The organism is Streptomyces monticola (assembly GCF_042665355.1).
GTDB lineage: Bacteria > Actinomycetota > Actinomycetes > Streptomycetales > Streptomycetaceae > Streptomyces > Streptomyces monticola.
The window spans coordinates 24,316-48,897 of sequence record NZ_JBHTCF010000033.1; the positions used below are offsets into that span (position 1 = coordinate 24,316).

Below are 24,582 nucleotides of genomic sequence, written 5' to 3' on the forward strand. Positions count from 1 at the left end.
CAGGGGGACCCCCTTCATGCACGCTGATCTCTCCCGCTCCACCTTCCGCCCGGAGCGGCACTACTCCGCGGTCATCGCCCAGCAGGGCCGTGTCCAGCTCGACGCCGACGCCAACGAGCAGGCCGCCATCCAGCTCCACCAGGCCCGTACGCTCGCCGCCGACCTCATCGGCCCGTACGGCGGACCGCGCGACGCCGCCGGCTTCAAGATCGAACACGTCGGGCGCGGCCGCGACATCGATGACCTGGACATCCACGGCGGCCGCTACTACGTGCACGGCATCCTGTGCGACGCGGACATGCCGTGGCAGGGCGTGCCGGTGCCGGACGAGGACGAGGAGCCGGGCGACGACGCGCCCGGCACCCGGCCCTCGGTCTGGACGTACTGGAACCAGCCCGACGCCTACCGGGACCAGGAGAACCCCGCCGACCGGCTGCCCACCGACTTCCCGTTCGTGGTCTACCTCAAGGTGTGGGAGCGGGCCGTCACCGCCGCCGAGGACCCGGCCCTGCGCGAGGTCGCCCTCGGCTCGGCGATGCCGGACACGGCGGCCAGGGCCAAAGTCGTCTGGCAGGTCCTGCCGCTGCCGTTCGCCGACCTCGGCATCGAGGACCTGGACGCGGAGCGGGTACGCGCCGCCTTCGACAAGTGGGCCGTCGACCAGGCCTCCACCGCGAGCCTCGGCGCCCGCAGCCGGCGCCCCGACCACGCCGACGAGGACCCGTGCCTGGTCACCCCTGACGCCCGCTACCGCGGCCCCGAGAACCAGCTGTACCGGGTGGAGATCCACGACGGCGGCGACGCGGGCGAGGCCACCTTCAAGTGGTCGCGCGAGAACGGCTCGGTGGTCTTCCCGGTCGATGAACTCGACGGCACCTGGGTGCAGTTGGGCTCGCTCGGCCAGGACGACAAGCTGGACCTTGACGTCGGCGACCGGGTGGAGTTCACCGACACCGCCTACACCTCCCGCCTGGAGGCTCTGCCGCTCCTCCGGGTCGAGGAACTCGACCTGCCGGGCCGCCGCGTGCGGCTTTCCGCGGAGCCCGATCCGCGCGTGGGGCGCCGCCCCGAACTGCAGCCGTTCCTGCGCCGCTGGGACCACCACGAAGGACCGAAGCGCCGCGGCCGCAAGGCGGCCCTGCGCAACGGCGCGGTCCGCGTGGAGGAGGGCGCGTGGATCCCGCTGGAGGACGGCGTGGAGGTGTACTTCGCCAAGGAGGCCACGTACCGCACGGGCGACTACTGGACCATTCCCGCGCGCACCGCGACCGGTGACGTGGAGTGGCCCACCGACGCCGCACGCCGGCCGCTGCTCTGCGACCCGGCGGGCATCGTGTACCACTACGCACCGCTCGCCCTGGTCAAGGCCGAGAACGCGGCCGTCGACCTGCGGCTCGGCTTCTCGCGGCTCGCGAACCGCATACCGGCGGCCGACGACGCCGCCCTGGCCGCCGAGGAGCAGGCCCGCGCCGAGGAGCAGGCGGCCGAGAGCGAGAACGCCGCGCCGTCCGCCTCCCGGTCGCAGACCACCGCGGAAGCGGAGGCCGCCGTGGACGAGGAGGACCGCTGATGGCCAAGCCGCTGTCCGCGTCGAAGCTGGTCGAGATCCTGCGCGCCGAGGGCCTGACGGTCCACGAGGTGCGCAACTGGCGCCGCCACAACCGCAATACGAAGGGCGCATGGGGCCCGATGAACGGCGTGATGATCCATCACACGGCGTCCGCGGGCACCGACTCGTCCGTGGCCCTGTGCTACGACGGCTACTCGAGCCTGCCGGGACCGCTGTGCCACGGCGTCATCGACAAGAAGGGCCATGTCCATCTGGTCGGCAACGGGCGCGCCAACCACGCGGGCCTGGGCGACCGCGAGGTGCTGCGCGCCGTCGTCAACGAGACGAAGCTCCCGCCGGACAACGAGGCCGACACCGACGGCAACCGGCACTTCTACGGCTTCGAGTGCATCAACAAAGGCAACGGCAGCGACGAGTGGCCCGAGGCGCAGAAGGAGGCCATCGAGAAGGTCTCCGCCGCGATCTGCCGTGCCCACGGCTGGACCGAGCGCTCGGTGATCGGCCACAAGGAGTGGCAGCCGGGCAAGGTCGACCCGCGGGGCTTCACGATGGACGGCATGCGGCGCCGTATCGCGGCCCGTCTCGACGGCAAGCCGGACTCCGGCGGCTCGGGCGGCTCGGGCGACGACTCCCCCGAGCCGAAGCCCAGGCCCAAGCCCCGGCCCGAGCCGGAGTTCGAGGAGTTCCCCGGCGCCGGCTTCTTCCATGTCGGCCAGAACCACCCCATGATCACCGCCATGGGCCGGCGCCTGGTGAAGCTGGGCCACAGCCACTACAGGCACGGCCCGAGCCCCGAGTGGACCGACGCGGACCGCCAGTCGTACAAGGCCTACCAACTGGACCTCGGCTTCAAGGGCAAGGACGCCGACGGCATCCCCGGCAAGGTCAGCTGGGATCTGCTGAAGGTGCCCAAGTCATCGGGCTGAAGGAGCTCAGTCCATCTGACTGAAGGAGCCCAGGCCATCGGGCTGACGGAGCCCAGGCCATCCGGCTGAAGGATCCCAGGCCATCCGGCTGAAGGAGCCCAGGCCATCCGGCTGAAGGATCCCAAGTCGCCTAAGTGACGGGGGATTTCGCCGACCGTCCCGCCGGTCCCGGGACGGTCGGTCCACGGCTGCCGTCGCCCTGCGGCGGGAACTGCCTCAACCGGGGCGGCCGCGGCAACGGCGGATTCAAGGAACACCGGTACTTCGTCAAGGAGACCGGCTATCCCGGCGCCAAGTCGACGTTCCGCGACATCAGCGGTGACGGCAAGGCCGACTACGTCGTCGTCTACGACGGCGGATCCGTCCGGGCCTGGCTCAACCGAGGCGGCAACACTTAGGCCTGTTGCGATAGCCGACTACCGCGCAAGGCATGCGGTCGAGTGCGGGATCACTCGCCTCAAGCGCCACCGCGCAGTGGTGGCAACGAGGTACGACAGGCTCGCCGTCCGCCATGACGCGACTGTGCTGGTCGCAGCCCTCAACGAGTGGCTGCGACCAGCACTTTTCACAACAGGCCCAAGGGCTCGATGAGGAGCCACTCGAGCTTGCCGGGCGTCTGCCCAGCTCCCAGCCGGCCCCGTCAGACGTCGGGTTCAGACAGAGGCGTCGGCCGGAACGTGCGCCGACTCATTGCGCGACCGCCAGGACGAGAGCCCGAGTCGTCGACATGAGACGCCCGCTGTCGCCCTACCGCAGGCGCGGCATTCCCGTGGGGGCGGCGTCGCCTGAAACCTGCAGTCGTCTCCGGCGCCCCGGCCGCCCGCCAGCTCAACCGCTTGCCCCCCACCCCTTCTGGTCCAGTCCGAGTGCCGCCGGGGAACCCGAAAGCGAGTCGTGACGCCGGGGCCCGGGGCGCGCTCGGCTTCCTGATCACCATGAGTTCATGTCGCGGCATGTGCGCGGCGCTGACGCCCGCCGATACTGATCCTGGCCCACGACCAGCCGCGCCACCCACGCCGCCCGCCCGCACCTTCGCCAAGATCTATAACTGGATACGACCAATCCGACCAGGCAAGACACAGGTCAACGCAGCAACCGCCAGCGTCACCAGGAGGTACCCGTGAAGATGCTGATCAACGTGCCGGAGTCCGTGGTCACCGACGCCCTGCGCGGAATGGCCGCCGCCCACCCGGAGTTGACCGTCGACGCCGACAACCGCGTGATCGTGCGCAGAGACGCACCCGTCGCCGACAAGGTGGGGCTCGTCTCCGGTGGCGGCTCCGGGCATGAGCCGTTGCACGGGGGGTTCGTGGGGCCCGGCATGCTCTCGGCGGCCTGCCCGGGTGAGGTCTTCACCTCACCCGTGCCGGACCAGATGGTGCGGGCGGCCGCCGCCGTGGACAGCGGCAAGGGTGTGCTGTTCGTCGTCAAGAACTACACCGGTGACGTGCTCAACTTCGACATGGCCGCCGAACTCGCCGAGGACGAGGGCATCCAGGTCGCCAAGGTCCTGGTCAACGATGACGTGGCGGTCACGGACAGCACCTTCACTGCGGGCCGCCGCGGCACCGGCGCGACCCTGTTCGTGGAGAAGCTGGCGGGCGCCGCCGCCGATGAGGGTGCGCCGCTGGAGCGGGTCGAGGCCATCGCGCGGCAGGTGAACGAGAACTCCCGCAGCTTCGGAGTCGCCCTGAGCGCCTGCTCGACGCCCGCCAAGGGCAGTCCCACGTTCGATCTGCCGCCGGGCGAGCTGGAGTTGGGCATCGGCATCCACGGTGAGCCGGGGCGCGAGCGGCGCCCCATGATGACGTCGAGGGAGATCGCCGACGTCGCGGTGGACGCGATTCTCGACGACCTGCGACCGCGCAACCCGGTGCTGCTGCTCGTCAACGGCATGGGCGGGACCCCGCTCCTTGAACTGTACGGCTTCCACGCAGAGGTACAGCGTGCGCTGACCGAGCGCGATGTCGCCGTAGCCCGCGTACTGGTCGGCAACTACGTCACCTCGCTCGACATGGCGGGCGCCTCGGTGACGCTGTGTCAGATCGACGAGGAGCTGCTTCGCCTGTGGGACGCTCCGGTGCGTACGCCCGCCCTGCGCTGGGGCATGTGAGCACCGCGCCCACGGACCGGACGACCCTGAAATCTGGAGGACTTGTGCTCGACGCCGACTTCTTCCGCCGCTGGCTGGCCGCGGCCGCCACGGCCGTGGACCGCGAGGCGGACCGGCTGACCGAACTGGACTCGGCGATCGGCGACGCCGACCACGGCAGCAATCTGCGCCGCGGCTTCGCCGCCGTGACCGACGCGCTCGCCGAGGGGGACACCGCCACTCCGGGTGCCGTACTGACCCTGGCGGGACGGCAGTTGATCTCGAAGGTGGGCGGTGCGTCGGGCCCGCTGTACGGGACGCTCCTGCGCACCACGGGCAAGGCACTCGGCGACGCGCCCGAAGTGACCCGTGAACAGCTGGCCGACGCGTTGCGCGCGGGTGTGGACGCGGTCGCCAAGCTGGGTGGCGCCGCGCCGGGCGACAAGACGATGCTGGACGCCCTCGTCCCCGCCGTCGACGCGCTCGGCACCTCCTTCGACGCGGCCCGCGAAGCCGCAGGCAAGGGCGCGGAGGCGACCACGCCGCTGCAGGCCCGCAAGGGCAGGGCCAGTTATCTGGGCGAGCGCAGCATCGGGCATCAGGACCCGGGCGCCACGTCGTCGGCGCTGCTCGTCGCCGCGCTCGCTCAGACCGCGGAGGCCGCCGTATGAGCGGGCCGGAAGGCGCCCCGCAGGTGGGCCTCGTACTCGTCTCGCACAGCGCGGCCGTCGCCGCTTCGGTCGCGGAACTCGCGACGGGTCTCGCGGGCGGTGGCGCCACGGCCCCGGTCGCGCCCGCGGGCGGCACGGAGGACGGCGGTCTCGGCACCAGCTCCGAGCTGATCGGCGCGGCCGCCCGCAAGGCCGACCGGGGCGCGGGCGTCGCCGTACTGGTGGACCTGGGCAGTGCGGTGCTCACCGTGAAGGCGCTGCTCGCCGTGGGCGACGAACTGCCCGACGGCGCCCGCCTGGTGGACGCCCCGTTCGTGGAGGGCGCGGTCGCGGCCCTGGTCACGGCCTCGGCCGGCGGTGACCTCGACGCGGTGGAAGCGGCGGCCAAGGAGGCGTACTCCTACCGCAAGGAGTGAGCGAGGGAGACAGGAGACAGGAGACAAGCCAGAGACACAGGAGACGTGCGTGGGGCCCGGTTGCCGGACGGCGACCGGGCCCCACGCACGTCGGGGAGGGGACGACCGGCGACTCAGACGGCCACGGCCTCCTCCATCTCCTCCTCGGCCTCCGCGGCCTGCGCGGCCTGCGCGGCCTGCTGCTCACGTACAGGCGTGGACTCCTGCTCACGTACAGGCGCGGCCTTCTCGAGGCGGGCCGCCACGCGCCGCTTCCGCTCGGCGATCGCCGCGGCGCCGAGGATCACCAGGCCCGCACCGAGCCAGGCGACCAGCGTCCATACGTTGCGGGCCAGGTCGTGGCCGCCGAAGTAGACGAGGCCACGGACGCCCTCGACGAAGCCCGCACCGTTCCAGAAGGCATGCAGTGAGCCGAAGAAGCCGTTCTGCAGCTCGGGCCGGAAGATCCCGCCCGAGCTGGTGAAGTTGAGCATCACGAACAGCACCATCACGCCGAGCGTGGTCCAGCGCTTGAGGAAGGTGTGCAGGCCGGTGCCGATGAGGAGGATGCCCGCCGAGTACAGCCAGGACAGCGCCCATACGCCCCACAGATTCTGGTGCACGAGGTGGAAGACGGGGCCTGCGAAGGCGGCACCGATCAGGCTGACCGCGAGGGACGTCCCGGCCACGAGGAGTCCGCGCAGCCGCAGCGAAAGGCCCGCGCCGGCGGCGCCGAGGGCCGCGACCGAGGCGTACGAGCCGATGCTGAGCGCCACCAGGAGGAAGAAGATGCCCTGTCCGGTGGGGTCGTCGGAGCTGGAGGGCACGGTGTCGGTGACTTTCAGCGGGGTGCCCTGGTGGTCGGAGACGGCGGTGAAGACCTTCTGCACGGCGGAGGCGCTGGTGTCGGAACCGGCGGTGGCGACGAGCAGTTCGGGGTGCTTGGCGTCCATGACGTAGGCGCCGCTGACGGCCCGCGACTTCAGCTGGTCGACGGCGGCGTCGCGGCTGCTCAGGGTGCGTACGTCGAGGCCGTCACCCGCCTTGTCGTGCAGGGTCTGGGCGAGCACCTTGGCCTCGGGGCCCGAACCGACGACGGCGACGGGCATGTGGTGCGGCTCGGGGGTGGCGAAGGCGCCGAGGTAGGCGAGGCCCATGCCGATGCACATCAGCAGCGGGGTGAGCAGATGGGTCAGGACGTGCCGCAGCGCGCCGGGCGGCGTCGGCCCCCACAGCCGTGCCCCCGTCTGACTGGATGTTCCGCTCACGCTCATGACTGGCTCGCTTCGCTCTCTCTCGGTGCCCGTCCGGCGCGCGTCCGGCGCTCGACACGGGATGGTTGTGTTTTACAACTCTTGGCTTACGTTGTACTGTACAACCAATTCAGCGCGGGAGCCAATCAAGCAGGGACACAGCCAATGAGCGACAGCAGAGCCGGCCGGGACGCATCGGTCGCCGTCATCCAGCGCGAGATGACCGCCTTCGCCCGCCGGGCCAGGGCCACCGCCGCCCGCACCCATCCCGAGCTGTCCCTGGTCGCCTTCACGCTCCTGGCGCACCTGGAGGACCGGGGCGGCTGCCGCGCCACGGACCTCGCGGCGCACTACCTGCTCGACAAGTCGACGGTCAGCCGGCAGGTCGCGGGCCTGGAGCGGCTCGGCTACGTCGAGCGGCGCACCGACCCCGACGACCACCGCATTCAGGTCCTGCACCTCACCCCGCGCGGCGCCGAGGTCCTGGCGCAGGCCGCCGACAGCCGCCGTCAGGCCTTCGGCGAGCGCCTGGCCGACTGGGACGAAGCGGACCTGAAGCGCTTCGCGGAGTATCTGCTGCGCTACAACGAGACGGCGACGGCCTACGAGGCAGCGGCGCCCAACGAGACGGCGACGGCCTAAGAGACTGCGACGGTCTACGAGGAGACGGGCACCGGCGCCGACGGCTGACCCGGTTCACCGGTCATCCACTCCGGCACCCGCAGACCCACGAACGCCGTGTACTTGCGCAGCCGGAAGCCCAGGTTCTCGTAGAGGCGGATGGCGCCGGTGTTCTGTGCTCCCGTGTGCAGGATGGGGATCTCGCCGCGTTCGCGGATGCCGGCCGAGACCGCGAGGACGAGCCGGCCGCCGAGCCCCTGTCCGCGGAAGTCCGGGTCAGTGCAGACGGCGCTGATCTCGGTGTACCCCGGCGGACGCAGCCGCTCCCCCGCCATGGCCACGAGCGCCCCGCCGCGCCGGATACCCAGATACGTCCCCATCTCGACGGTGCGGGGCAGGAACGGTCCCGGCCGCGTACGGGCCACCAGATCGAGCATCTCCGGGACGTCGTCGGGCCCGAGTCGTACGGCCTCCGGGTCGTGGGCCGCCCGTATCCCGTCGTCGACGAGCTGGACGCCCTCGACGTGGAAGGTGCTCTCCCAGCCGTCGGGCGCCACCGCCTCGCTCGCGGCGAGCGCGAGCTCCGTGCCGGGGCCGGCGAGCGCGGCGACATCGGCCCAGTCCCGGGCGTCCGGGTCGTCGGGCAGGGCCAGCCAGGGCGAGACGTCGACGGGGTAGCGCAGGACGCGCCCGCGGCGCTCGGCGAAGTGGGCGTGCGGGCCCGCGAGGGAGGCGAGGGCCGGGTTGTCCAGGGGGTGCGGGGCGTCCGGGACCGAGGTGTGCGGGGCGTGCGAGGGCTGTGCGGCGGTCATATCGCATTCCAAGGCCGATCTTGGCCCGGCTATTCCCGGTGGTACGGGCACGGGGACACGCACGGGGCCGCACCCGTACGGGCACGGGCACGGACACATACGGACCCGGGTACGCGCACCCACCTCGTCAGACGCATTGACACCCGCACGGGCCACCCCGACACTCATGCCGCCCAATTCAGTGAAGTGCAGTTCACCACGCGAACACCCCGCGCTCCCCCAGGGACTGACATGACCTCCACCGCTCCACCGCAGGCTCCGCGCCCCCACACCTTCCGCACCGTCTTCCCCGTGCTCGGCCTGTGCTGGCTCGCGGTGTTCTTCGACGGCATGGACGTGAACATCTACGGCGCCGTCATGCCGCACATGCTCGACGACCCGGGGCTCGGCCTGACCCCCGCGACGGCCGGCACCATCGGCAGCTGGACCACGTTCGGCATGCTGATCGGGGCGCTGGCCGCCGGCAATCTCACCGACTGGCTGGGGCGCCGTCCGCTGCTCGTGACCAGCGTGGTGCTGTTCTCGGCGGGCAGCGCCCTGTGCGCCGCGGCCGGCTCGCCCGCCCTGTTCGGCGGCGGGCGGTTCCTGGCCGGGCTCGGGCTCGGCGGCCTGATGCCGCTGTGTCTGGCCATGGTGATGGAGTTCGCCCCGCCGCGCCGTGTCGCCCTCACCACCGGGCTCCTGATGACCTCGTACCACGCGGGCGGCATGACGGCCACGGCGCTCGGCCTGACCGTGGCGCCTTCGGCGGGCTGGCGCTGGGTGTTCTGGGCGGGCGTCCTTCCCGCCCTGATAGCGGTGCCGCTGCTGCTCAAGTTCCTTCCTGAATCGCCGGGTGTGCTGTTCGCCCGTGGCCAGGGCGAGCGCGCCGCCGCGGTCTCCGACCGCTTCGGACTGCCGCGCCCCACGCCCGTCGAAGCCCCGGCGGCCGGTGCGAAGGGCCGCTTCGACGCGGTGCTCGCCCTCTTCCGTCCCGGCACGCGCTGGGCCACGCCGTTGCTGTGGCTGGCCTCGTTCTGCGGACTGCTGCTCGTGTACGGCGTCTCGACCTGGCTGCCGCAGCTGATGCGGGCCTCCGGCTACGGACTGACGTCCTCGGTGAGCTTCCTGCTCGTCATCAACGCGGGCGGCATCGTGGGCATGCTGATCGCGGGCCGCACCGCCGACCGGTTCGGGGCCGTGAAGGTCGCGGCGATCTGGTTCGTGCTCACGGCCGCGGGCGCGCTGCTGCTCAAGTCGCATCTGCCGCTCGGCGTCACCTACGCCGTCGTCGCCCTCACCGGCATCTGGCTGTTCAGCGCCCAGGTGATGGTCTACGCCGCCACCAACTCCGTCTACGGCAGCGCCGAGCGGGCCGCGGGCCTCGGCTGGGTCACGGGCGTCGGCCGCACCGGCGCCGTGCTCGGGCCGTGGCTCGGCGGCGCCGTCATGACGGCCGGCAACGAGAGCCTGGGCTTCACCGCGTTCGCCCTGGCGGGCGTCATCGGTGCGGTGGCCATCGCCCTCGTACCGCTCGCCTCCCGCATCGGAACCCGCGGCACCGCCCGCGGTCCTCAGGCGCGGATGGACAACGCCGTCTGAGCGCTCCGCGGGGAGGCCGGTATGGCATCTGCGGGTGCGTCGTGGCTGGTCGCGCCCCGCGGCGGAGCCGCATATCGACACAGCCCCGCGCCCCTTTGGGGCACGACGAACCCCACACGCCAACCGCGGCGCCATCGCCGCGCCTCAGGAGCGGATGGGCAACCCCGTGTAGTTCTCGGCGAGTTCGGCCGCCGCGTGCGGGGAGGTCGCCACTCGTTCCAGCTGGGCCAGTTGGAGGCGGGTGTCGAACGCGGACTGGGCCGGGTCCGCGTGCAGGGTCGTCGTCATGAAGTACGAGAAGTGCTCGGCCCGCCACACCCGGCGCAGGCAGGTGTCCGAGTACGCGTCCAGGCGCTCCGTCGAGCCGGTGCTGTGCCACTCGGCGAGCGCGCGGGCGAGCACGATCACATCGGCGGCGGCCAGGTTGAGGCCCTTGGCCCCGGTCGGCGGCACGATGTGGGCGGCGTCGCCCGCGAGCAGCACCCGGCCGTGGCGCATCGGCTCGGTGACATGACTGCGCATCGGGAGCACGGACTTGGCGGTGACGGGGCCGCGTTCCAGCTTCCAGCCGGGTTCGGCGTCGAGTGCGAAGCGGGCGTCCAGCTCGTCCCAGATCCGCTCGTCGGGCCATTCGGCGGGGTCGGTGCCGTTCGGGACCTGGAGGTAGAGACGGCTCACCGTGGGCGAGCGCATGCTGGCCAGGGCGAAGCCGCGCGAGGAGTGGGCGTAGATCAACTCGTCGTAGACGGGCGGAGCTTCGGCGAGCGCACCGAGCCAGGAGTACGGGTAGACGCGCTCGTACGTGCTGCGCACCGCCTCCGGTATCGCCTGCTTCACCACGCCGTGGAAGCCGTCGCAGCCGACGACGTACGAACAGCTGAGGCTGCGCTCACGGCCCTCGTGGACGTAACGCACGACCGGCCGCTCCGTGTCGGCGCCGGTGACCTCGCGCACCTCCGTATCGAACAACAGCGGCCCGCCGTCGGCGAGTTGGAGGGCGATCAGATCTTTGACGACCTCGGTCTGCGCGTACACCATCACCCGCCGGCCGCCGGCGAGGGAGGGGAAGTCGACGCGGTGGGAGCGGCCGCCGAAGCGCAGCTCGATGCCGTCGTGCGGGATGCCCTCACGGTCCAGGCGCTCCCCCGCCCCGGCCGCCCTGAGCGCGTCCACCGTGGCTTGTTCGAGGATCCCGGCGCGCTGGCGCCGCTCGACGTAGGCGCGGTCGCGGCTCTCCAGGACGACACAGTCGACACCCGCGTTGTGCAGGAGCCGGGCGAGCAGGAGGCCAGCGGGCCCCGCCCCGACGATGGCGACAGTGGTCTGCTCGGGCGGCATCAGTGGACCTCCTCGGGAGCGGCGCCTGGGTGTTAGGCTGCTCGTTGTTCGCCAAGTGAACTCTCGTTCATTTTTTTAGCGCCCTGAGTGTGCGGTCGCCGGAAGCCGATGTCAACGCCTCTGCGCCGCCACGCCCCCGGCGGACCCGCCACAGTCGAACCGCAGCGGAGACCTCCATGGCCGTCAAGGCACCGCACACCGATCCGCCCGCCGAAGCCGTGGGACCGCTGCTGCGCGGGGTGGCCGTGCTGCGGGAACTCGGCGCTGCCGACGGCCGGTTGCCCCTCGGCGAACTGGTCCGCGCCACCGGTCTGGCCCGCGCCACCCTCGACCGGGTCGCCGCCACCCTGGCCCGGATGGGCTATCTGCGCCTGGAGAGCCACACGGCCGTCCTCGCCCCGCGCCTCATGGAGCTCGGCAACGCCTATCTGGCCGCCGTCCGGCTGCCGGGCCTGCTCGGTCCGCTCGCCGAGGAACTCGCCGACGAACTCGACGAGTCGGTCTCCCTCGCGGTGCCCGACGGCGACGCCGTGCGCTTCGTCCACCAGTCCACGCGCCGCCGCGCCATGTCCCTCAGCTTCCGCATCGGCGATCTGCTGCCCGCCGAACGCACCGCGCCCGGAGCGCTGTTCGCCGCCGCCTGGGGCGACGAGGAGTGGGCGCGCTGGCGTGCGCGGCGTGCGGCCGACCCGAACGACAGCGGCTTTCCGGCCGTACCACCGCGCGAGGACGAGGACGAAGGCGCGGGTGGGGGCGAGGACGACGGTGGCGTCGGTAAGGGCGAGGGCGCCTTCAAGTCCCGTACAGCCAAGGCCCGCAAGGCCGGACTCGCCCTCGACGACCAGCTCATCGAACCCGGACTCGTGGCCCTCTCCCTGCCCGTACGTGATCCGCGAGGGCTTACGGTCTGCGCCCTGAGCGTCGTCAGCCATACCAGCCGGCACAGCGCCGCGTCCCTGCGCCGCTCACTGCTGCCCGGCGCGCGCAAAGCGGTCGCCGCGATGGAGGACCGGCTCGCGGCCCCCTCACCCGCACCGGCCTCACCCGTCGCCGCGCCGCCCGCCGCGGGCCTCGCGGCCTGGACCACGGCGTCCAAGCAGGAGCTCGGCGCGGATTTCGTGGAGTCACTGGCCCGTGGCCTGACCGTGCTCACGGCGTTCGGCGAGGGCCGCGCGGACCTGACGCTTTCCGCCGTCGCCGAGGCCACGGGGCTCGCCCGCGCCACCGCACGGCGCGCCCTCATCACCTTCGGGCACCTCGGCCTGGTCACCGCGCACGACCGCAGCTTCAGCCTCACCCCCGGGGTGCTCGGTCTCGGCCACGCACCCCTGTCGCGCACCACACTGCCCGAGATCGCCGCCCCTCATCTGGCCGCGCTGGTACGGCGGGTGCATGACTCGGCGTCCCTCGCGGTGCTCGACGGGGACGCCATCCGGTACACGGCGCGGGTCGCGACGAGCCGCATCATGAGCGTGCACATCACCATCGGCACGCGCCTGCCGGCCTACGCCGCGTCCATGGGCCGGGTGCTGCTCGCCGATCTGCCGCCCGACGAGCGCGCCGCTCTCCTGGCCCGGAGCGACATCCGGCCGCTGACTCCGCGCACGGTCACCGGACGGGAGCGGCTCGCTGCGCTCCTGGACGAGGTGGCCGCGGCCGGTCACGCCCTGATCGACGAGGAACTGGAGGAAGGCCTGCGCTCGCTCGCCGTGCCGGTGCGCGACGCGGACGGCCGTGCGGTGGCCGCGCTGAACGTCGCCATGCACAGCAGCCGCCGCACACCCGCCCGGTGCCGCGCCGAAGTCCTGCCCGAACTGCGCAGGACGGCGGCCGCGATCGAGGAGGAACTCCGGATCGCGGGCCGCTTCTCGCGCATCACGGTGGCCTGAGCACGGGCACAGGGACCGACGGGCTCAGAGGGTGTTCACAGGGGCTTCAGATACAGCGTGCGGGCGTATGCGTCGAAGGCGTCGAGATGCGGGGTCATGAAGTCCGCGTCGCCGACGACGTAGAAGGCCACGTCGACCGCGGACTCCTCCACACGCCAGCCGTACCGGGCGGAGACCACCGGCCCCGCCCGCCGGTCGCTCCAGTGGTTCACGGCGCGCATCCCCTCACCGAGCCGGCCGCCCGGGAAGACCGTCGGCTCGAACGGATGCAGCAACTGCTGTGCGTCGCCGCGCACCGTCGCACGGAGTTCCGTCTCCCGGTCGCCCTCGCTCGCGCCGACCACCGCGAAGGCGGGGTGCGGCACCGTGTCGATGGTGGGAGCGAAGAGGTACGCGAAGTGCGCCGATGACGAGGCGAATCCTCGGGAGTAGTCCACGAGCCAGTCGCGCAGATTCTTGACTCTGCGCCGCTTCGGCCGCTCGCCGTGCATGAGCAGCATCGCCCTGGCGCACTGCTCGGCCCAGTCCTTGCGCCAGTCGTCGTGCTGTTCCCCCAGCGGCATGGGGAACCAGGGGTCCTCCGTATCGGAGTCCACCATGAATATCCGGTGTGCCTCGATGGCACCTGCGCGCTCCATACGCTCCATTTCCTCTTGGTGACGGGTCCCGTCGGCTTGCTCTTGGTGACGGGTCCCGTCGGCTTGCTCTTGGTGACGGGTCCCGTCGGCCGACTGCTGCGGACGTACCCTAACGACCTTGTGCGCCCTGCGACTCGGGCGGGACGGCGACGTCGCGCCCAGCACCTAGACCGGCCGGTCCCGCCGCAGTCCGTCGAACAGCGCACGCGCCCGTTCCGTGTCCCAGCGCACCGCGCTGCCCTTCGGGGTGGGGATACCGACGGCCGCCACGGGGACGTTGATGCGTTTGCCGCGGCCGTTGGTGACGCCCTGGACCGCGCGCACCATGGAGGCCAGGTCGCGCAGGCCCATCTCCTCGTCCACGACGAGGGTGTCAAGGCCCGCGCTCAGGGCCGGATAGAGCGTGGCCGGGTCGAGCACCGTGTCCGCCGTGGCGGCCTGGTGGGCCAGAGCCGACAGGAACTTCTGCTGGTTGAGGGTGCGGCCCAGGTCTCCGTCCGCCTCCTGGTGGCGCTGGCGCACGAAGGCCAGCGCGTCGGCGCCGTCGAGCCGCTGACAGCCCCTCTTCAGGTCGGCGCCCGACTTCTCGTCCCTGATGTCCCGCTCCAGGCACATCCGGACCCCGCCGAGCGCGTCGACGATGTTCACGAACCCGGCGAAGCCGATCTCCGCGTAGTGGTCGATGCGCAGCCCGGTGTTGAACTCGACGGTACGCGCGAGGAGTTCGGGGCCGCCGTCCGCGAAGGCCGCGTTCAGCTTGTTCTTCACCCGGCCCGACCGCTTGCCCGTGGAGGGGCGCACATACGACGGCACAGTCACCCATGAGTCGCGCGGCAGGCTCACCATCGTGGCCCCGGAGGCACCGGTGTGCAGCAGGATCATGGAGTCGGTGCGGCGCCCGGAGACGGCACCGGTGTGCAGGTCCTGCTGCTGGCCCGCGGTCAGTCCCGCGCGGCTGTCGGAGCCGACGATCAGATACGTGGTGCCGGCCCCTGGCGGCGGCCGGTGGCCGTAAGCGCCCAGGTCTACATCGCGGTTGAGCCGGTTCTCGGCCCAGGCGTAGGTGCCGGCGGGCGTGGCGAGGACGACGGCGAGCAGCACGAGCAGCAGCCGGCGCACGGGGCGGCGGCGTTTGCGGCGGCGCGTGCGCGGACGCTTGGGCGGTGGCCGCAGCAGCACCGCGGACTCCTGCCGCCACAGCGGCCCGGACACGGCGACCACAGGACCCGCACGCCCCCCGGGTCCGGCTCCAGCTGCGCCTCCGGTCCGCGCGGACGGCCCCCGGCCGCCCTCCCCCCGGCCGTACTCCACACGGCCGGACTCCACACGGCCGGACTCCCCCTGGCCGTACTCCCTCTGGCCGTACTGTCCACGGCCGTACTGTCCACGGCCGTCCGCGACCCACTGGTCAGGCGGGTCCTGCATGGCGTGACTCCCCTCTTTCTCAGGTCATTTGGCGGCCGTCAGGGGGCGCTGCCCCGTGGCCTCGTCGAGCAGGTGCTGTTCGCTGGTGCCGGAGCGCAGCATGCGCTGCCAGCGCAGCCGGGTGCCGAGCAGGGCGGTGATCACGGACTGGATGACCACCAGGTAGAGCAGCTGCCGGTAGACGAACAGCTGCAGCGGCAGCGCCCACAGCTCCCGCAGCCGCTCCCCGTCCAGGCGCAGCGCGTACCCCGCGGTGATCAGCTGGACGGCCAGGAAGCCGAGCCACACGGCGAGCGCCTGTGTGGGATCGCGGAAGAACACCCCGTACAGCGCGAAGACATCGACGACCGGGGCGAACAGCGGCAGGACGATCTGGAAGAGCAGCAGATACGTCAGGCCGCGGCGCCCGAAGCGGCCGGCCGGGCCCATCTCCACCAGAGCGCGCCGGTGCTTCCACATCGACTGCAGGGTGCCGTAGCACCAGCGGTAGCGCTGGCGCCACAACTGGCCGATGCTGCTGGGCACTTCGGTCCAGGCGACGGCCGACTCCTCGTAGACGACCCGCCAGCCCGCCCGCCACAGCGCCATGGTCAGATCGGTGTCCTCGGCGAGGGTGTCCTCGCTGACGCCGCCGATGCCCATGAGCGCGTCGCGGCGGAAGGCCCCGATGGCGCCCGGGACGGTGGGCATGCACTCCAGGACCTCGAACATCCGCCGGTCCAGGTTGAAGCCGATCACATACTCCAAGTGCTGCCAGCGGCCCAGGAGATGACGCCGGTTGCCGACCTTGGTGTTGCCGCTGACGGCGCCGACGGCCGGGTGGGCGAGCGCCTGGACGAGGCGGTACAGCGCGTCGGGTTCGAAGACGGTGTCGGCGTCGACCATCACCACGATGTCGTGCTCCGCGTATCCCAGGCCGGTGTTGAGGGCCTTGGGCTTGCCGCCGTTCGGCTGGCGCACGACGGTCACGCGGGGGTCGTCGATGGCCTCGACGAGGTCCGCGGTGCCGTCGGTGGAGCCGTCGTCGATGACGACGATCTGCAGCTGCGGGTAGAGGGAGGCGAGCAGGGAGCGCACGGTGGCGACGATGCCCGCCTCTTCGTTGTGCGCGGGCACGAGGACGGTCACCGGCTCGGTGACCTCCCGCAGCCGGGGCGCGCCGGGCCTGATCCGGTCGGCGCGGCGCACATGGGCGCGGGCGAACAGGGCGAGCAGCACGAGCCGCAGCACACCGAGTGCCCCGGCGACGCCGAGAACCCACGCCATCAGGCGGGTGAAGGCGTGCCCGAGTGTCCCGGCCCACAACAGGCCTTCGCCTTTGAGGCGTTCGGCCGCCGGCGCCGGGGTGGTGAGCGTGGGCCGCCCGAGCCCGGCGGTGACGGTGGTGAACTTGTCGACGCGCGGATTGCCCAGCAGCGCCTGTGCCTCGCGGTGGCCGAGTTCGGTGTGGCTGTACTGCCGGATCACGCCTTCGGACGGCCGCCGTGACTTGTGGTCGACGGCGACCAGGAGATAGCCCTGCGCGGCGGCGCGGCGTGCCGCGCCCCATTCGGCGCCGCACAGGGTGTCGGCGGCGGTGGTGTGCGGCAGGCGCAGGAGCCGGGTGTGCACTCCCGCCGTGCCCGCGAGCGCGGTCTGCGTCAGCGACAGCTCCAGGCGGGAGCGCACGGTGGACGCGGTGCCGAGGTCGCCGCCGGTGTAGGTGTACGAGCCGATCTCGTGCCCCTCTGCCCTGATCCGGCGCACCAGGTCGGGGTGGCGTGCCGCCTTGGCGCCGTAGAGGAAGAACGTGGCCCGTGCGTCGTGCGCGCGCAGCAGGTCGAGCAGGCGCGGGGTCCAGCGGCGGTCGGGGCCGCCGTTGAAGGTGAGCGCCGCGGTGCGCGGCGGCATGCCCGCGGTCTCGATCCGGTCGCCGGCGATACGGAGCACCGGCCGGCCGTCGTCGGCCGCCCGCGGAATGGGTCGGGTGCACGGGCGTTTGGACCGTGCGGCATCGACCTCGTGGGTGGTCCAGCCCTCGAAGAGCAGGGCGGTGGTGACCACCGGGAGAACGAGGAAGAGCAGGACCCAGTGTCCGCGCGGGGGCCGGCGCAGCGCGTGCCGGGGGCTCACCGCTCGGCCCGCGGCGTCGCGGGACGGGTCGAGGGGCGGTCGGTGGGCGTGGCAGGGGAGGTCCGCGGGCGGGGCTTCGCGCTGCCGCCCGGTTCGTCGGCGTCGATCCGGGAGTCATGGCGTGCGTTGCTGGTCGGCAACGGCTCGTCCATTCTCGGCGGCGCCTTGCCCGCGGGCTGCTGCAGCGCGTCGAAGACGACGAAGAAGAAGACCAGATAGCCGGCGCAGGCGCAGCCGAGCATCGCCGCCAGGGACCGCATGAGCCGTCTGCGATGTCCCGAACGCTCAATGAAGACCGGGCGGTTGCGGCGTCCGAGCCGCCTTCCGGGCGTCATGCCGCCCACAATGCGTGGGCGGCGGTCCCCTCTCTGCGGGAGCGGGTACTTCGGGTGCTCACGGCGCTCGATGCGCTCGATGCGCTGTGCTCGCGTATGGGCATACGGGACGGGTGGGACGTGGTCGCGCCGGACACAAGTAGCTCCTGTGGGGGGTGCTGTGGGGGGTTGTGCCGCTGAGTTCTGTGTCGCTATGAGGGTGGTCAGTTGAGGACTGTGCCGCAAGGTGACGATACGGCGGAACTGTGACGTGACGTGATCGTTCTTGGTTCCTTCTTGCTTCCTTCGGCGTGAATTCGCTCTCGATGATGGTTCGTTGCCGCGCTTTGCTCAGCTGGCGCACGTCGCGTCGTATACGGCAGGGAAGGTCGTACGGCGTGGAAGCCCGTCCGCCGTGGAAGGTCACACGGCGCGGAAGGTCACCGCCGCCGCGTGCGCCACGATCTCCACCTCGTCGCCGAGCGCCCATTCGGCCACCCGCGACACCATCGGCGCGGGCACCAGGTCGCTGATGCCGGGCGCGGCGGGGATGTCGTACGTGCCGTGCGCGTCGTGCGGCAGCACCACGCGGTAGCCGCGCGCGAGCGCGGTGCGCGCCGTGGCCCCGACACACATCTCGGACATCACTCCGCACACGGCGACGCTCCGCACGCCGTGCTTCTCCAGGAACGCCCCCAGTTCCGTCTCCGCGAATCCGTCGTCCTCGGTCTTGCGGTACGTCACCTCGCGCGGCCCCTGCTCGACGGGGAAGTGCAGTTCCCAGCCGGGCGTCCCGGCCTCGTCGGGCGCGCCGTCGGGGCCGTCGTTCTGCAGATGTACGACGAGGGCGCCACTGTCCCGCGCACGGCCGATGAGGTCCTCGATCCGCACGAGGAGCGGGGCGGCCGAGGGGACGGCACCGTCCCCGGTGACGAAGGCCGACTGGATGTCGACGACGATCAGGGCTTCCACGGCATCAGGGGGCACGGACTGCGAGCTCACGGGCTCAGGAGTCACGGACTGCGAGCTCACGGCCTGCGGGTTCTTTGACATAGGGACAGATTCTGCCAAGCCCGCTCCCGCCCGCCGCAGCGGAGCCCGCCCGGGCAGAAGTCCGTTTCGCCGGGACTTGCGCCCCGCCGGGCGCAGGTCTATGGTCGATACATCGATCGATGTTGCAGATTGCAACATAGGGAGCCGCCAGGGAGCCGCTCATGACCGCCCGACCGGAAGTCCAGGAGCTGCGCGGGGAGTTGTCCCGGATGTCCCGGCGGTTCCGGGCCCAGGCCGACCAGTTGCACCCGGGCCTGTCCTTCGCCGCGTACTTCCTGCTCGCCCGCATGGACGGTGAGGAGTCCGTGCCGTTCGGCACCCTCGTCGCCGCCGCCGGGCTCAACAAGTCGACCACCAGCAGACAGCTCACCGAGCTGTGGCACGAAGGGCTCGTCGAGCGCGACCCCGCCCCGGAGGGCGGCCGCGCCATCGTCTACCGCCTCACCGACGCCGGACGCGAGCGCCTCGCGGCCGCCGAGTCCGTGATGGACGAGGGCGTGGCCCGGCAGGTCTCCTCCTGGAGCCGCGCCGACATCGTGACGCTCGCCCGGCTCCTGCACCGCTACAACCACCCCGGGGAACCCGAGGCCGACGCCTGACCCGCGCCTCGCCCCACGCTCGACCCCTCACGTCTCACGTCCGAAAGAAGCGCACCACCATGCAAGACCCGGACCAACGCCAGGAGTTCACACAGCCGCAGCACGCAGCGCAGGCGGCACCCGCGGCCCCTGCAGTGCGGACAGCCGTCATCGGCGGCGGCGTCATCGGTATCTCCTGGACCGCCCTGTTCCTCGCCCACGGCCACCGCGTCACCGTCAGCGACCCGCGCCCCGGCATCGACCGCGAGGTGCACGAGGGGCTGCTCCGTATCGCCCCCGCGATGGCGGCGCTCGGCCGGCCGCTTGAGGCGTACGAACACCGTCTCACCTTCGAGCCCGACGTGGCGCGGGCCGTCACCGGCGCCGACGCCGTCCAGGAGAACGGGCCCGAACGCCTCGACCTGAAGCGGCAGTTGTGGGCCACGATCGAGGCCCACGCACCCGCCCACGCACTCTTCGCGACCTCCACCTCCGGCATTCCGGCGACCGACATCGCAGGCGCCCTGGAGCAGCCGGAACGTCTCGTCGTCGGGCACCCCTTCAACCCGCCGCACCTCGTGCCGCTCGTCGAGGTCGTGCCCGGTGCGCGGACCTCGCCCGAGACCGTGGAGCGCGCCGTCGCCTTCTACCGTTCCCTCGGCAAGCAGCCCCAGGTGCTGCGCAAGGAGGTGCCGGGCTTCGTCGCCAACCGGCTGCAGTCCGCCCTGTTCCAGGAGTGCGTGGCCCTCGTCGCCGACGGTGTCGTCACCGCGGCGGAGCTCGACGCGATCGTCACCTCGTCCATCGGCCTGCGCTGGGCGGTGGCCGGACCGTTCCGCACCTTCCACCTCGGCGGCGGGCCCGGCGGACTGCCGCACTTCCTCGACCACTTCGGCGCGGGCCTGGAAAAGCGCTGGGACCAGCTCGGCCGTCCGCGGCTCGACGAGCAGACCGTGGCCCTCCTGTCGGAGCAGGCCGAGCGGGACTTCGGCGCCCGCCCCGTGGCCGCCCTGGAGGACGAGCGCGACGCCGCGCAGATCCGGCTGATGCATACCCTGCGGCCCGCGCCGCCGACGCCCTCCGCCTGACGCGCCACGCGACAGACCCCGCGACAGACCCCCGCGACAGATCCCCGCGAAGGACCTCCGCGACAGCCCCCTCACCCGTATCCGGAAGGAGTGCAGGCCTCCCATGCCTTCGCTCACCGAAAAGATCAGCCACGCCGTCGCCCACCCCGTCACCGGTGACGACCCCTTCGACCCGCACACCGCTCTCGGCGAGGTACTCGCCTGCCTGGGGATGACCGAGCAGGACGCGGGCGGCACCCTCACCTTCCGCGGCGCCGACCCCATCGTGCCGTCCACACTCCGCCTCGGTGCGGTGCCCGGTATCGGCATGGCCGCCAAGTCCGTGGCCCTCGCCAAGCTGTGGCGGCTGCGCGGCGGCGCGGGGCAGGACATCGACGTCGACCTGCGCCGGATGCCGCACCGCCTGTGCCCGTTCTACGACCGCAAGTGGGAGAAGCTCAACGGCTTCTCACCGGGCACCCCCAGCGACCCCGCCAACCCCTTCTCGCTCTCCTTCTTCCAGGCGGGCGACGGGCGTTGGGTGATGCCCCTGAACATCTATCCCCGGCTCAAGCAGCGCACCCTCAAGCTTCTGCGGACCTGGGACGAGCACGAGGCGGTGGCCCGTGCCGTGGCCCGCTGGAACGCCGCCGACCTCGAACGCGCGGGCGCCGAGGCGGGCGTGGTGATGCCGATGCTGCGCACCACCGGGGAGTTTCTCGCCGAGCCGCAGTACCGCGACCACCTGGCGGCGCTTCCGCTGATCGAGATCGAGAAGATCGGCGACAGCGCACCCGAGCCGCTGCCGGCCGGGGCGCGCCAGCCCCTCGACGGCATCCGGGCACTGGGCATGGGCCATGTCATCGCGGGCGCGGGTATCGGCCGCGACCTCGCCTTCCACGGCGCCGACGCCCTCAACCTGTGGCGGCCCACCGAGTGGGAGAACGACGTCACGTACTGCACCGCCAACGCCGGCGTGCGCTCGGCCACCGTCGACCCGTACGCCACGGACGGGCAGCGCACCATCCGCCAACTGCTGGGCGGGGCCGATGTGTTCTACGCCAACAGGCGCCACGGCTTCCTGGACAAGATCGGCCTGAGCGCCGCGGAAGCCGCCGCCGTGCGGCCGGGCATCGTGCATGTCAACGTGTCCCTGCACGGCGAGAGCGGGCCGTGGGCGAACCGCCCCGGCTTCGACCAGACCGCGGGCTGTGTCACCGGCACCATGCTCATGGAGGGCGACGGGAACGGGCCCCAGCTGCCGCCCGTCAAGGTCGTCAACGACTACGTCCTGTCCTGGCTGGCCACCGCGGGCGCCGTCGAGGCCCTCACCCGCCGGGCCCGTGACGGCGGCAGCTACCGCGTCCACGTCTCGCTCACCCGGGTCGCCCTGTGGATCCTCTCGCTCGGCGTCTTCGACCGGTCGTACGCCCACGAGGTGGCGGGCAGCGGCGGCGAACACGCCTACCTCGACCCGGAGTTGTTCACCGCCGACACTCCGCTCGGCCACTACCAGGGCGTCACCGACCAGGTCCGGATGTCCGCGACCCCCGGCTCCTTCCGCACCGTCCTGGTGCCCCGCGGCTCGGGCCGCCCCGAGTGGCTGCCCCGCTGACCGGCGGCGCCGGCCACCCCCCCCCCTCTTCGTACGAAGGACTCCGTCATGACCACCACCAACGGCACCACCAGCCCTAGCACCGGCACCGGCACCGGCACCGCACAAAAGCGCACCGACCCGGGAGCCGTCGAAGGCGACTTCTACGCCGTCAAGGATCTGCTCGACCCCGAGGAGCGCCAAATCCTCGACCGGGTACGGGCGTTCCTCGACGCCGAGGTGCGGCCCCTCGCCAACGAGCAGTGGGCCGACGCCACCACACCGGTGCATCTCGCCGCGGGCCTCGCCGACCTCGGCATCACGGGCAGCGCCTACCACGGCTACGGCTGCCCCGGCTTCAGCAATCTCCTCGCCGGGCTCCTCACCATGGAGATGGGCCGCGTCGACGCCTCCTTCGCCACCTTCTTCGGCGTGCACAGCGGGCTCGCCCTGGGCTCGGTGATGCTCACCGGCTCCGACGAGCAGCGCCGCCGGTGGCTGCCGGACCTCCTCGCCTGGCGCAGGATCGGGGCGTTCGCACTGACCGAGCCGGATGTCGGCTCGGGCGCGGCAGGCGGCCTGACCACCACGGCACGGCGTGAGGGCGACACCTGGATCCTCGACGGCCGCAAGAAGTGGATCGGCAACGGCACCTTCGCCGACCTGATCGTGGTGTGGGCCCGCGACGTGGCCGACGGGCAGGTCAAGGGCTTCGTCGTGGACAAGAGCAATCACGGCGACGACCGTGTTCCCGGCTTCACCGCCACGAAGATCGAGGGCAAGGTGTCGCTGCGCGGCGTACAGAACGCGCTGATCGAACTCGACGGCGTACGCGTGCCCGAGGCGGACCGGCTGCAGAACGCACACACCTTCAAGGACGTCGCCCGGGTCCTGAAGACCACCCGCGGCGGTGTCGCCTGGAACGCGCTCGGCTGCTCCATCGGCGCCTATGAGGCAGCCCGCCGCTATGCCGTGGAGCGCGAGCAGTTCGGCCGCCCCATCGCCCGCTTCCAGATCGTGCAGGACAACCTGGCGCGCATGCTCGCCAACATCACCGCGTCGCAGGGCCTGTTGGTCCGCATGGCGCAGCTGCAGGACGAGCACCGGCTCAGTGACCCGCAGGCCTCGGTGGCGAAGATGTTCTGCACCACCGCCGCCCGCGAGACGGTGCAGCTGGCCCGCGAGGTGTTCGGCGGCAACGGCATCCTCGTCGACCACGACATCGCCCGCTTCTGGGCCGACGCCGAGGCCCTCTACTCGTACGAAGGCACCCGCGACATGCAGGCCCTGATCGTCGGCCGGGCGGCGACGGGCCACAGCGCCTTCGTCTGACCCTCACCAGCCTCTCCGAACTCACCTGCCCCTTCCCTTCCCGACTCCACGGCAGGAGCTGCTCCATGACCACCACCGACACCCACACCCCCCGCCCCCTGGACGGCATCCGCGTCATCGACCTCGCGAGCGTCGTCATGGGCCCGTACGCCGCCCAGATCCTCGGCGACCTCGGTGCCGACGTCATCAAGATCGAGGCGCCCGACGGCGATGTGATGCGGATGATGAACCGCCGCGACAGCGAGAGCGACATCGGCGGCATCTCCCTCAACCTCAACCGCAACAAGCGCAGCGCCGCCCTCGACCTCAAGACCCCGGAGGGCCGCGAGGCCGCGCTCGCCCTGGTCGGCACGGCCGATGTCCTGATCACCAATATGCGCCCCAAGGCCCTCAAGAAGCTGGGCCTGACCTACGACGACCTCGCCGCCGCCCACCCCGGGCTCATCTACTGCAACGCCCAGGGCTTCCGCAGCGATTCGGCCTACGCGGACCTGCCCGCGTACGACGAAGTGGTGCAGGCCACCTCGGGCATGGTCGACCTGATGCGGCGCGCCACCGGCGAGGCCCACTACGTGCCGACCATCCTCGCGGACAAGGTGTGCGGCCTGACCATCGCCTACTCGGTGCTCGCGGCGCTCGTGGCACGGCAGCGCACCGGGCGCGGGCAGCATGTCGAAGTTCCCATGACGGACACGATGTTCGCGTTCACCCTGGTCGAGCATCTGGCGGGCGGCGCCTACGCGGCGGAGCACGACGAGCGGGCGGCAGGCAGCGCCGGCTTCGCCCGTTCCCTCTCCCCCGGCCACCGGGCGTACGCCACCAAGGACGGCTGGGCGTGCATCCTGCCGTACTCGCACCGCAACTTCACCGACTTCTTCGACTACGTGGGCCGGCCCGAGGTGATGGCGGACGAGCGGTTCGCGACACCGGACGGAGTGCGCCGCAACACCCCCGCCCTCTACGACGAGGTCGCCAAGGAGACCGGCCGGCACACCACCGACGAATGGGCCGGAATCTGCGCCGGGCTGAACATCCCCTTCGGCCGGGTCCTGGACATCGACCGGGTCGACTCGCACCCGTACTGGTCGGACGGCGGCATGCTGCGCACCGTGCGCCACCCCAGCGAGGGCGACTACCGCGCGGTGGGAAACCCCGTGCGGTTCGACGGCGAGCCGGTGCCGATGCGGCGGCACTGCCCGCGCGTCGGCGAGCACACCGGTGAACTGCTCGCCGAAGCGGGCTGGTCCGAGGAGCGGATCGCCGCGCTGCGAAGCCGAGTTGAGGCCTGAGCCGGACTGACTGGAGGGCCGTACCGCGGGTA

General features: G+C 71.9%; 22 protein-coding genes. 14 read left to right on the forward strand and 8 right to left on the reverse strand.

The window, feature by feature from the left end; genetic code table 11:
- The first annotated feature begins 16 nt into the window (after window positions 1-16).
- The 6 genes from ACFQVC_RS40145 to ACFQVC_RS40170 all read left to right on the forward strand — a co-directional run bounded on the left by ACFQVC_RS40145 (window position 17) and on the right by ACFQVC_RS40170 (window position 5,675).
- Window positions 17-1,570, forward strand: coding sequence for a DUF6519 domain-containing protein (locus ACFQVC_RS40145; protein ID WP_381840883.1), 1,554 nt, complete (start codon window positions 17-19; stop codon window positions 1,568-1,570).
- Window positions 1,570-2,496 (forward strand): peptidoglycan-binding protein, encoded by a 927-nt coding sequence (locus ACFQVC_RS40150; protein WP_381840886.1) that lies wholly within the window; start codon window positions 1,570-1,572, stop codon window positions 2,494-2,496. Before ACFQVC_RS40145 ends, ACFQVC_RS40150 begins: the two co-directional genes overlap by 1 nt.
- A 134-nt stretch (window positions 2,497-2,630) precedes the next feature.
- The gene (locus tag ACFQVC_RS40155; protein ID WP_381840889.1) at window positions 2,631-2,894 is read left to right on the forward strand and encodes a hypothetical protein; all 264 of its coding nucleotides are present in this window, start codon (window positions 2,631-2,633) and stop codon (window positions 2,892-2,894) included.
- Window positions 2,895-3,616: 722 nt separating this feature from the next.
- Window positions 3,617-4,609: a dihydroxyacetone kinase subunit DhaK gene (gene dhaK / locus ACFQVC_RS40160; RefSeq protein ID WP_381840892.1), complete on the forward strand. Its 993-nt coding sequence runs from the start codon at window positions 3,617-3,619 to the stop codon at window positions 4,607-4,609.
- Between the two features lie 44 nt (window positions 4,610-4,653).
- On the forward strand, window positions 4,654-5,259 hold the full coding sequence (gene dhaL / locus ACFQVC_RS40165) for a dihydroxyacetone kinase subunit DhaL (protein ID WP_381840983.1): 606 nt from the start codon (window positions 4,654-4,656) through the stop codon (window positions 5,257-5,259).
- Window positions 5,256-5,675 (forward strand): PTS-dependent dihydroxyacetone kinase phosphotransferase subunit DhaM, encoded by a 420-nt coding sequence (locus ACFQVC_RS40170; protein ID WP_381840895.1) that lies wholly within the window; start codon window positions 5,256-5,258, stop codon window positions 5,673-5,675. The genes dhaL and ACFQVC_RS40170 overlap by 4 nt, the downstream gene beginning before the upstream one ends.
- Before the next feature lie 113 nt (window positions 5,676-5,788).
- Here the strand turns inward: ACFQVC_RS40170 and ACFQVC_RS40175 are convergent, their stop codons facing one another.
- Window positions 5,789-6,928 carry an ABC-2 transporter permease gene (locus ACFQVC_RS40175; RefSeq protein ID WP_381840898.1) on the reverse strand — a complete coding sequence of 380 codons (1,140 nt, stop codon included), beginning with the start codon at window positions 6,926-6,928 and terminating at the stop codon, window positions 5,789-5,791.
- 144 nt (window positions 6,929-7,072) lie between these two features.
- Here ACFQVC_RS40175 and ACFQVC_RS40180 point away from each other — a divergent pair, with 144 nt between their 5' ends.
- Window positions 7,073-7,549, forward strand: a complete 477-nt coding sequence (locus ACFQVC_RS40180) for a MarR family winged helix-turn-helix transcriptional regulator (RefSeq protein ID WP_381840901.1) — start codon at window positions 7,073-7,075, stop codon at window positions 7,547-7,549.
- A gap of 14 nt (window positions 7,550-7,563) precedes the next feature.
- Here the strand turns inward: ACFQVC_RS40180 and ACFQVC_RS40185 are convergent, their stop codons facing one another.
- Complete coding sequence (locus tag ACFQVC_RS40185) at window positions 7,564-8,340, reverse strand: GNAT family N-acetyltransferase (protein WP_381840904.1); 777 nt, start codon at window positions 8,338-8,340, stop codon at window positions 7,564-7,566.
- 231 nt (window positions 8,341-8,571) lie between these two features.
- Between ACFQVC_RS40185 and ACFQVC_RS40190 the strand changes: the two genes are divergently transcribed.
- Window positions 8,572-9,921: an MFS transporter gene (locus tag ACFQVC_RS40190; RefSeq protein WP_381840907.1), complete on the forward strand. Its 1,350-nt coding sequence runs from the start codon at window positions 8,572-8,574 to the stop codon at window positions 9,919-9,921.
- 144 nt (window positions 9,922-10,065) lie between these two features.
- Here the strand turns inward: ACFQVC_RS40190 and ACFQVC_RS40195 are convergent, their stop codons facing one another.
- Window positions 10,066-11,259: a 4-hydroxybenzoate 3-monooxygenase gene (locus ACFQVC_RS40195; protein ID WP_381840910.1), complete on the reverse strand. Its 1,194-nt coding sequence runs from the start codon at window positions 11,257-11,259 to the stop codon at window positions 10,066-10,068.
- A gap of 176 nt (window positions 11,260-11,435) precedes the next feature.
- Between ACFQVC_RS40195 and ACFQVC_RS40200 the strand changes: the two genes are divergently transcribed.
- Window positions 11,436-13,148: an IclR family transcriptional regulator domain-containing protein gene (locus tag ACFQVC_RS40200; protein WP_381840913.1), complete on the forward strand. Its 1,713-nt coding sequence runs from the start codon at window positions 11,436-11,438 to the stop codon at window positions 13,146-13,148.
- Window positions 13,149-13,183: 35 nt separating this feature from the next.
- Here ACFQVC_RS40200 and ACFQVC_RS40205 read toward each other — a convergent pair whose 3' ends face one another.
- The 5 genes from ACFQVC_RS40205 to ACFQVC_RS40225 all read right to left on the reverse strand — a co-directional run bounded on the left by ACFQVC_RS40205 (window position 13,184) and on the right by ACFQVC_RS40225 (window position 18,639).
- Entirely contained in the window at window positions 13,184-13,786 is a 603-nt protein-coding gene (locus ACFQVC_RS40205) for a hypothetical protein (protein ID WP_381840916.1), read from the reverse strand.
- Window positions 13,787-13,951: 165 nt separating this feature from the next.
- Window positions 13,952-14,998 carry an LCP family protein gene (locus tag ACFQVC_RS40210; protein ID WP_381840919.1) on the reverse strand — a complete coding sequence of 349 codons (1,047 nt, stop codon included), beginning with the start codon at window positions 14,996-14,998 and terminating at the stop codon, window positions 13,952-13,954.
- A gap of 237 nt (window positions 14,999-15,235) precedes the next feature.
- Window positions 15,236-17,323, reverse strand: a complete 2,088-nt coding sequence (locus ACFQVC_RS40215; RefSeq protein ID WP_381840922.1) for a bifunctional polysaccharide deacetylase/glycosyltransferase family 2 protein — start codon at window positions 17,321-17,323, stop codon at window positions 15,236-15,238.
- Complete coding sequence (locus tag ACFQVC_RS40220; RefSeq protein ID WP_381840925.1) at window positions 17,320-17,658, reverse strand: hypothetical protein; 339 nt, start codon at window positions 17,656-17,658, stop codon at window positions 17,320-17,322. The genes ACFQVC_RS40215 and ACFQVC_RS40220 overlap by 4 nt, the downstream gene beginning before the upstream one ends.
- Window positions 17,659-18,060: 402 nt before the next feature.
- Window positions 18,061-18,639, reverse strand: a complete 579-nt coding sequence (locus tag ACFQVC_RS40225; RefSeq protein WP_381840928.1) for an isochorismatase family protein — start codon at window positions 18,637-18,639, stop codon at window positions 18,061-18,063.
- Between the two features lie 212 nt (window positions 18,640-18,851).
- Between ACFQVC_RS40225 and ACFQVC_RS40230 the strand changes: the two genes are divergently transcribed.
- From ACFQVC_RS40230 to ACFQVC_RS40250, 5 genes are all read left to right on the forward strand, one after another.
- Window positions 18,852-19,289, forward strand: coding sequence for a MarR family winged helix-turn-helix transcriptional regulator (locus tag ACFQVC_RS40230; RefSeq protein WP_381840931.1), 438 nt, complete (start codon window positions 18,852-18,854; stop codon window positions 19,287-19,289).
- 59 nt (window positions 19,290-19,348) lie between these two features.
- Window positions 19,349-20,356, forward strand: coding sequence for a 3-hydroxyacyl-CoA dehydrogenase family protein (locus tag ACFQVC_RS40235; protein ID WP_381840934.1), 1,008 nt, complete (start codon window positions 19,349-19,351; stop codon window positions 20,354-20,356).
- 103 nt (window positions 20,357-20,459) lie between these two features.
- Complete coding sequence (locus tag ACFQVC_RS40240; protein ID WP_381840937.1) at window positions 20,460-21,950, forward strand: CoA transferase; 1,491 nt, start codon at window positions 20,460-20,462, stop codon at window positions 21,948-21,950.
- Window positions 21,951-21,998: 48 nt separating this feature from the next.
- A complete protein-coding gene (locus tag ACFQVC_RS40245) occupies window positions 21,999-23,261 on the forward strand; it encodes an acyl-CoA dehydrogenase family protein (RefSeq protein ID WP_381840940.1) in 1,263 nt (420 codons plus the stop codon).
- A 65-nt stretch (window positions 23,262-23,326) separates the two neighbouring features.
- The gene (locus ACFQVC_RS40250; protein ID WP_381840943.1) at window positions 23,327-24,550 is read left to right on the forward strand and encodes a CaiB/BaiF CoA transferase family protein; all 1,224 of its coding nucleotides are present in this window, start codon (window positions 23,327-23,329) and stop codon (window positions 24,548-24,550) included.
- Window positions 24,551-24,582 lie beyond the last annotated feature (32 nt).

Coding starts and splice junctions, on each gene's coding strand:
- ACFQVC_RS40145 (WP_381840883.1), top strand. CDS start 17: ATGCACGCTGATCTCTCCCGCTCCACCTTCCGCCCGGAGCGGCACTAC.
- ACFQVC_RS40150 (WP_381840886.1), top strand. CDS start 1,570: ATGGCCAAGCCGCTGTCCGCGTCGAAGCTGGTCGAGATCCTGCGCGCC.
- ACFQVC_RS40170 (WP_381840895.1), top strand. CDS start 5,256: ATGAGCGGGCCGGAAGGCGCCCCGCAGGTGGGCCTCGTACTCGTCTCG.
- ACFQVC_RS40175 (WP_381840898.1), bottom strand. CDS start 6,928: ATGAGCGTGAGCGGAACATCCAGTCAGACGGGGGCACGGCTGTGGGGG.
- ACFQVC_RS40180 (WP_381840901.1), top strand. CDS start 7,073: ATGAGCGACAGCAGAGCCGGCCGGGACGCATCGGTCGCCGTCATCCAG.
- ACFQVC_RS40185 (WP_381840904.1), bottom strand. CDS start 8,340: ATGACCGCCGCACAGCCCTCGCACGCCCCGCACACCTCGGTCCCGGAC.
- ACFQVC_RS40190 (WP_381840907.1), top strand. CDS start 8,572: ATGACCTCCACCGCTCCACCGCAGGCTCCGCGCCCCCACACCTTCCGC.
- ACFQVC_RS40195 (WP_381840910.1), bottom strand. CDS start 11,259: ATGCCGCCCGAGCAGACCACTGTCGCCATCGTCGGGGCGGGGCCCGCT.
- ACFQVC_RS40200 (WP_381840913.1), top strand. CDS start 11,436: ATGGCCGTCAAGGCACCGCACACCGATCCGCCCGCCGAAGCCGTGGGA.
- ACFQVC_RS40205 (WP_381840916.1), bottom strand. CDS start 13,786: ATGGAGCGCGCAGGTGCCATCGAGGCACACCGGATATTCATGGTGGAC.
- ACFQVC_RS40220 (WP_381840925.1), bottom strand. CDS start 17,658: ATGACGCCCGGAAGGCGGCTCGGACGCCGCAACCGCCCGGTCTTCATT.
- ACFQVC_RS40230 (WP_381840931.1), top strand. CDS start 18,852: ATGACCGCCCGACCGGAAGTCCAGGAGCTGCGCGGGGAGTTGTCCCGG.
- ACFQVC_RS40235 (WP_381840934.1), top strand. CDS start 19,349: ATGCAAGACCCGGACCAACGCCAGGAGTTCACACAGCCGCAGCACGCA.
- ACFQVC_RS40240 (WP_381840937.1), top strand. CDS start 20,460: ATGCCTTCGCTCACCGAAAAGATCAGCCACGCCGTCGCCCACCCCGTC.
- ACFQVC_RS40245 (WP_381840940.1), top strand. CDS start 21,999: ATGACCACCACCAACGGCACCACCAGCCCTAGCACCGGCACCGGCACC.
- ACFQVC_RS40250 (WP_381840943.1), top strand. CDS start 23,327: ATGACCACCACCGACACCCACACCCCCCGCCCCCTGGACGGCATCCGC.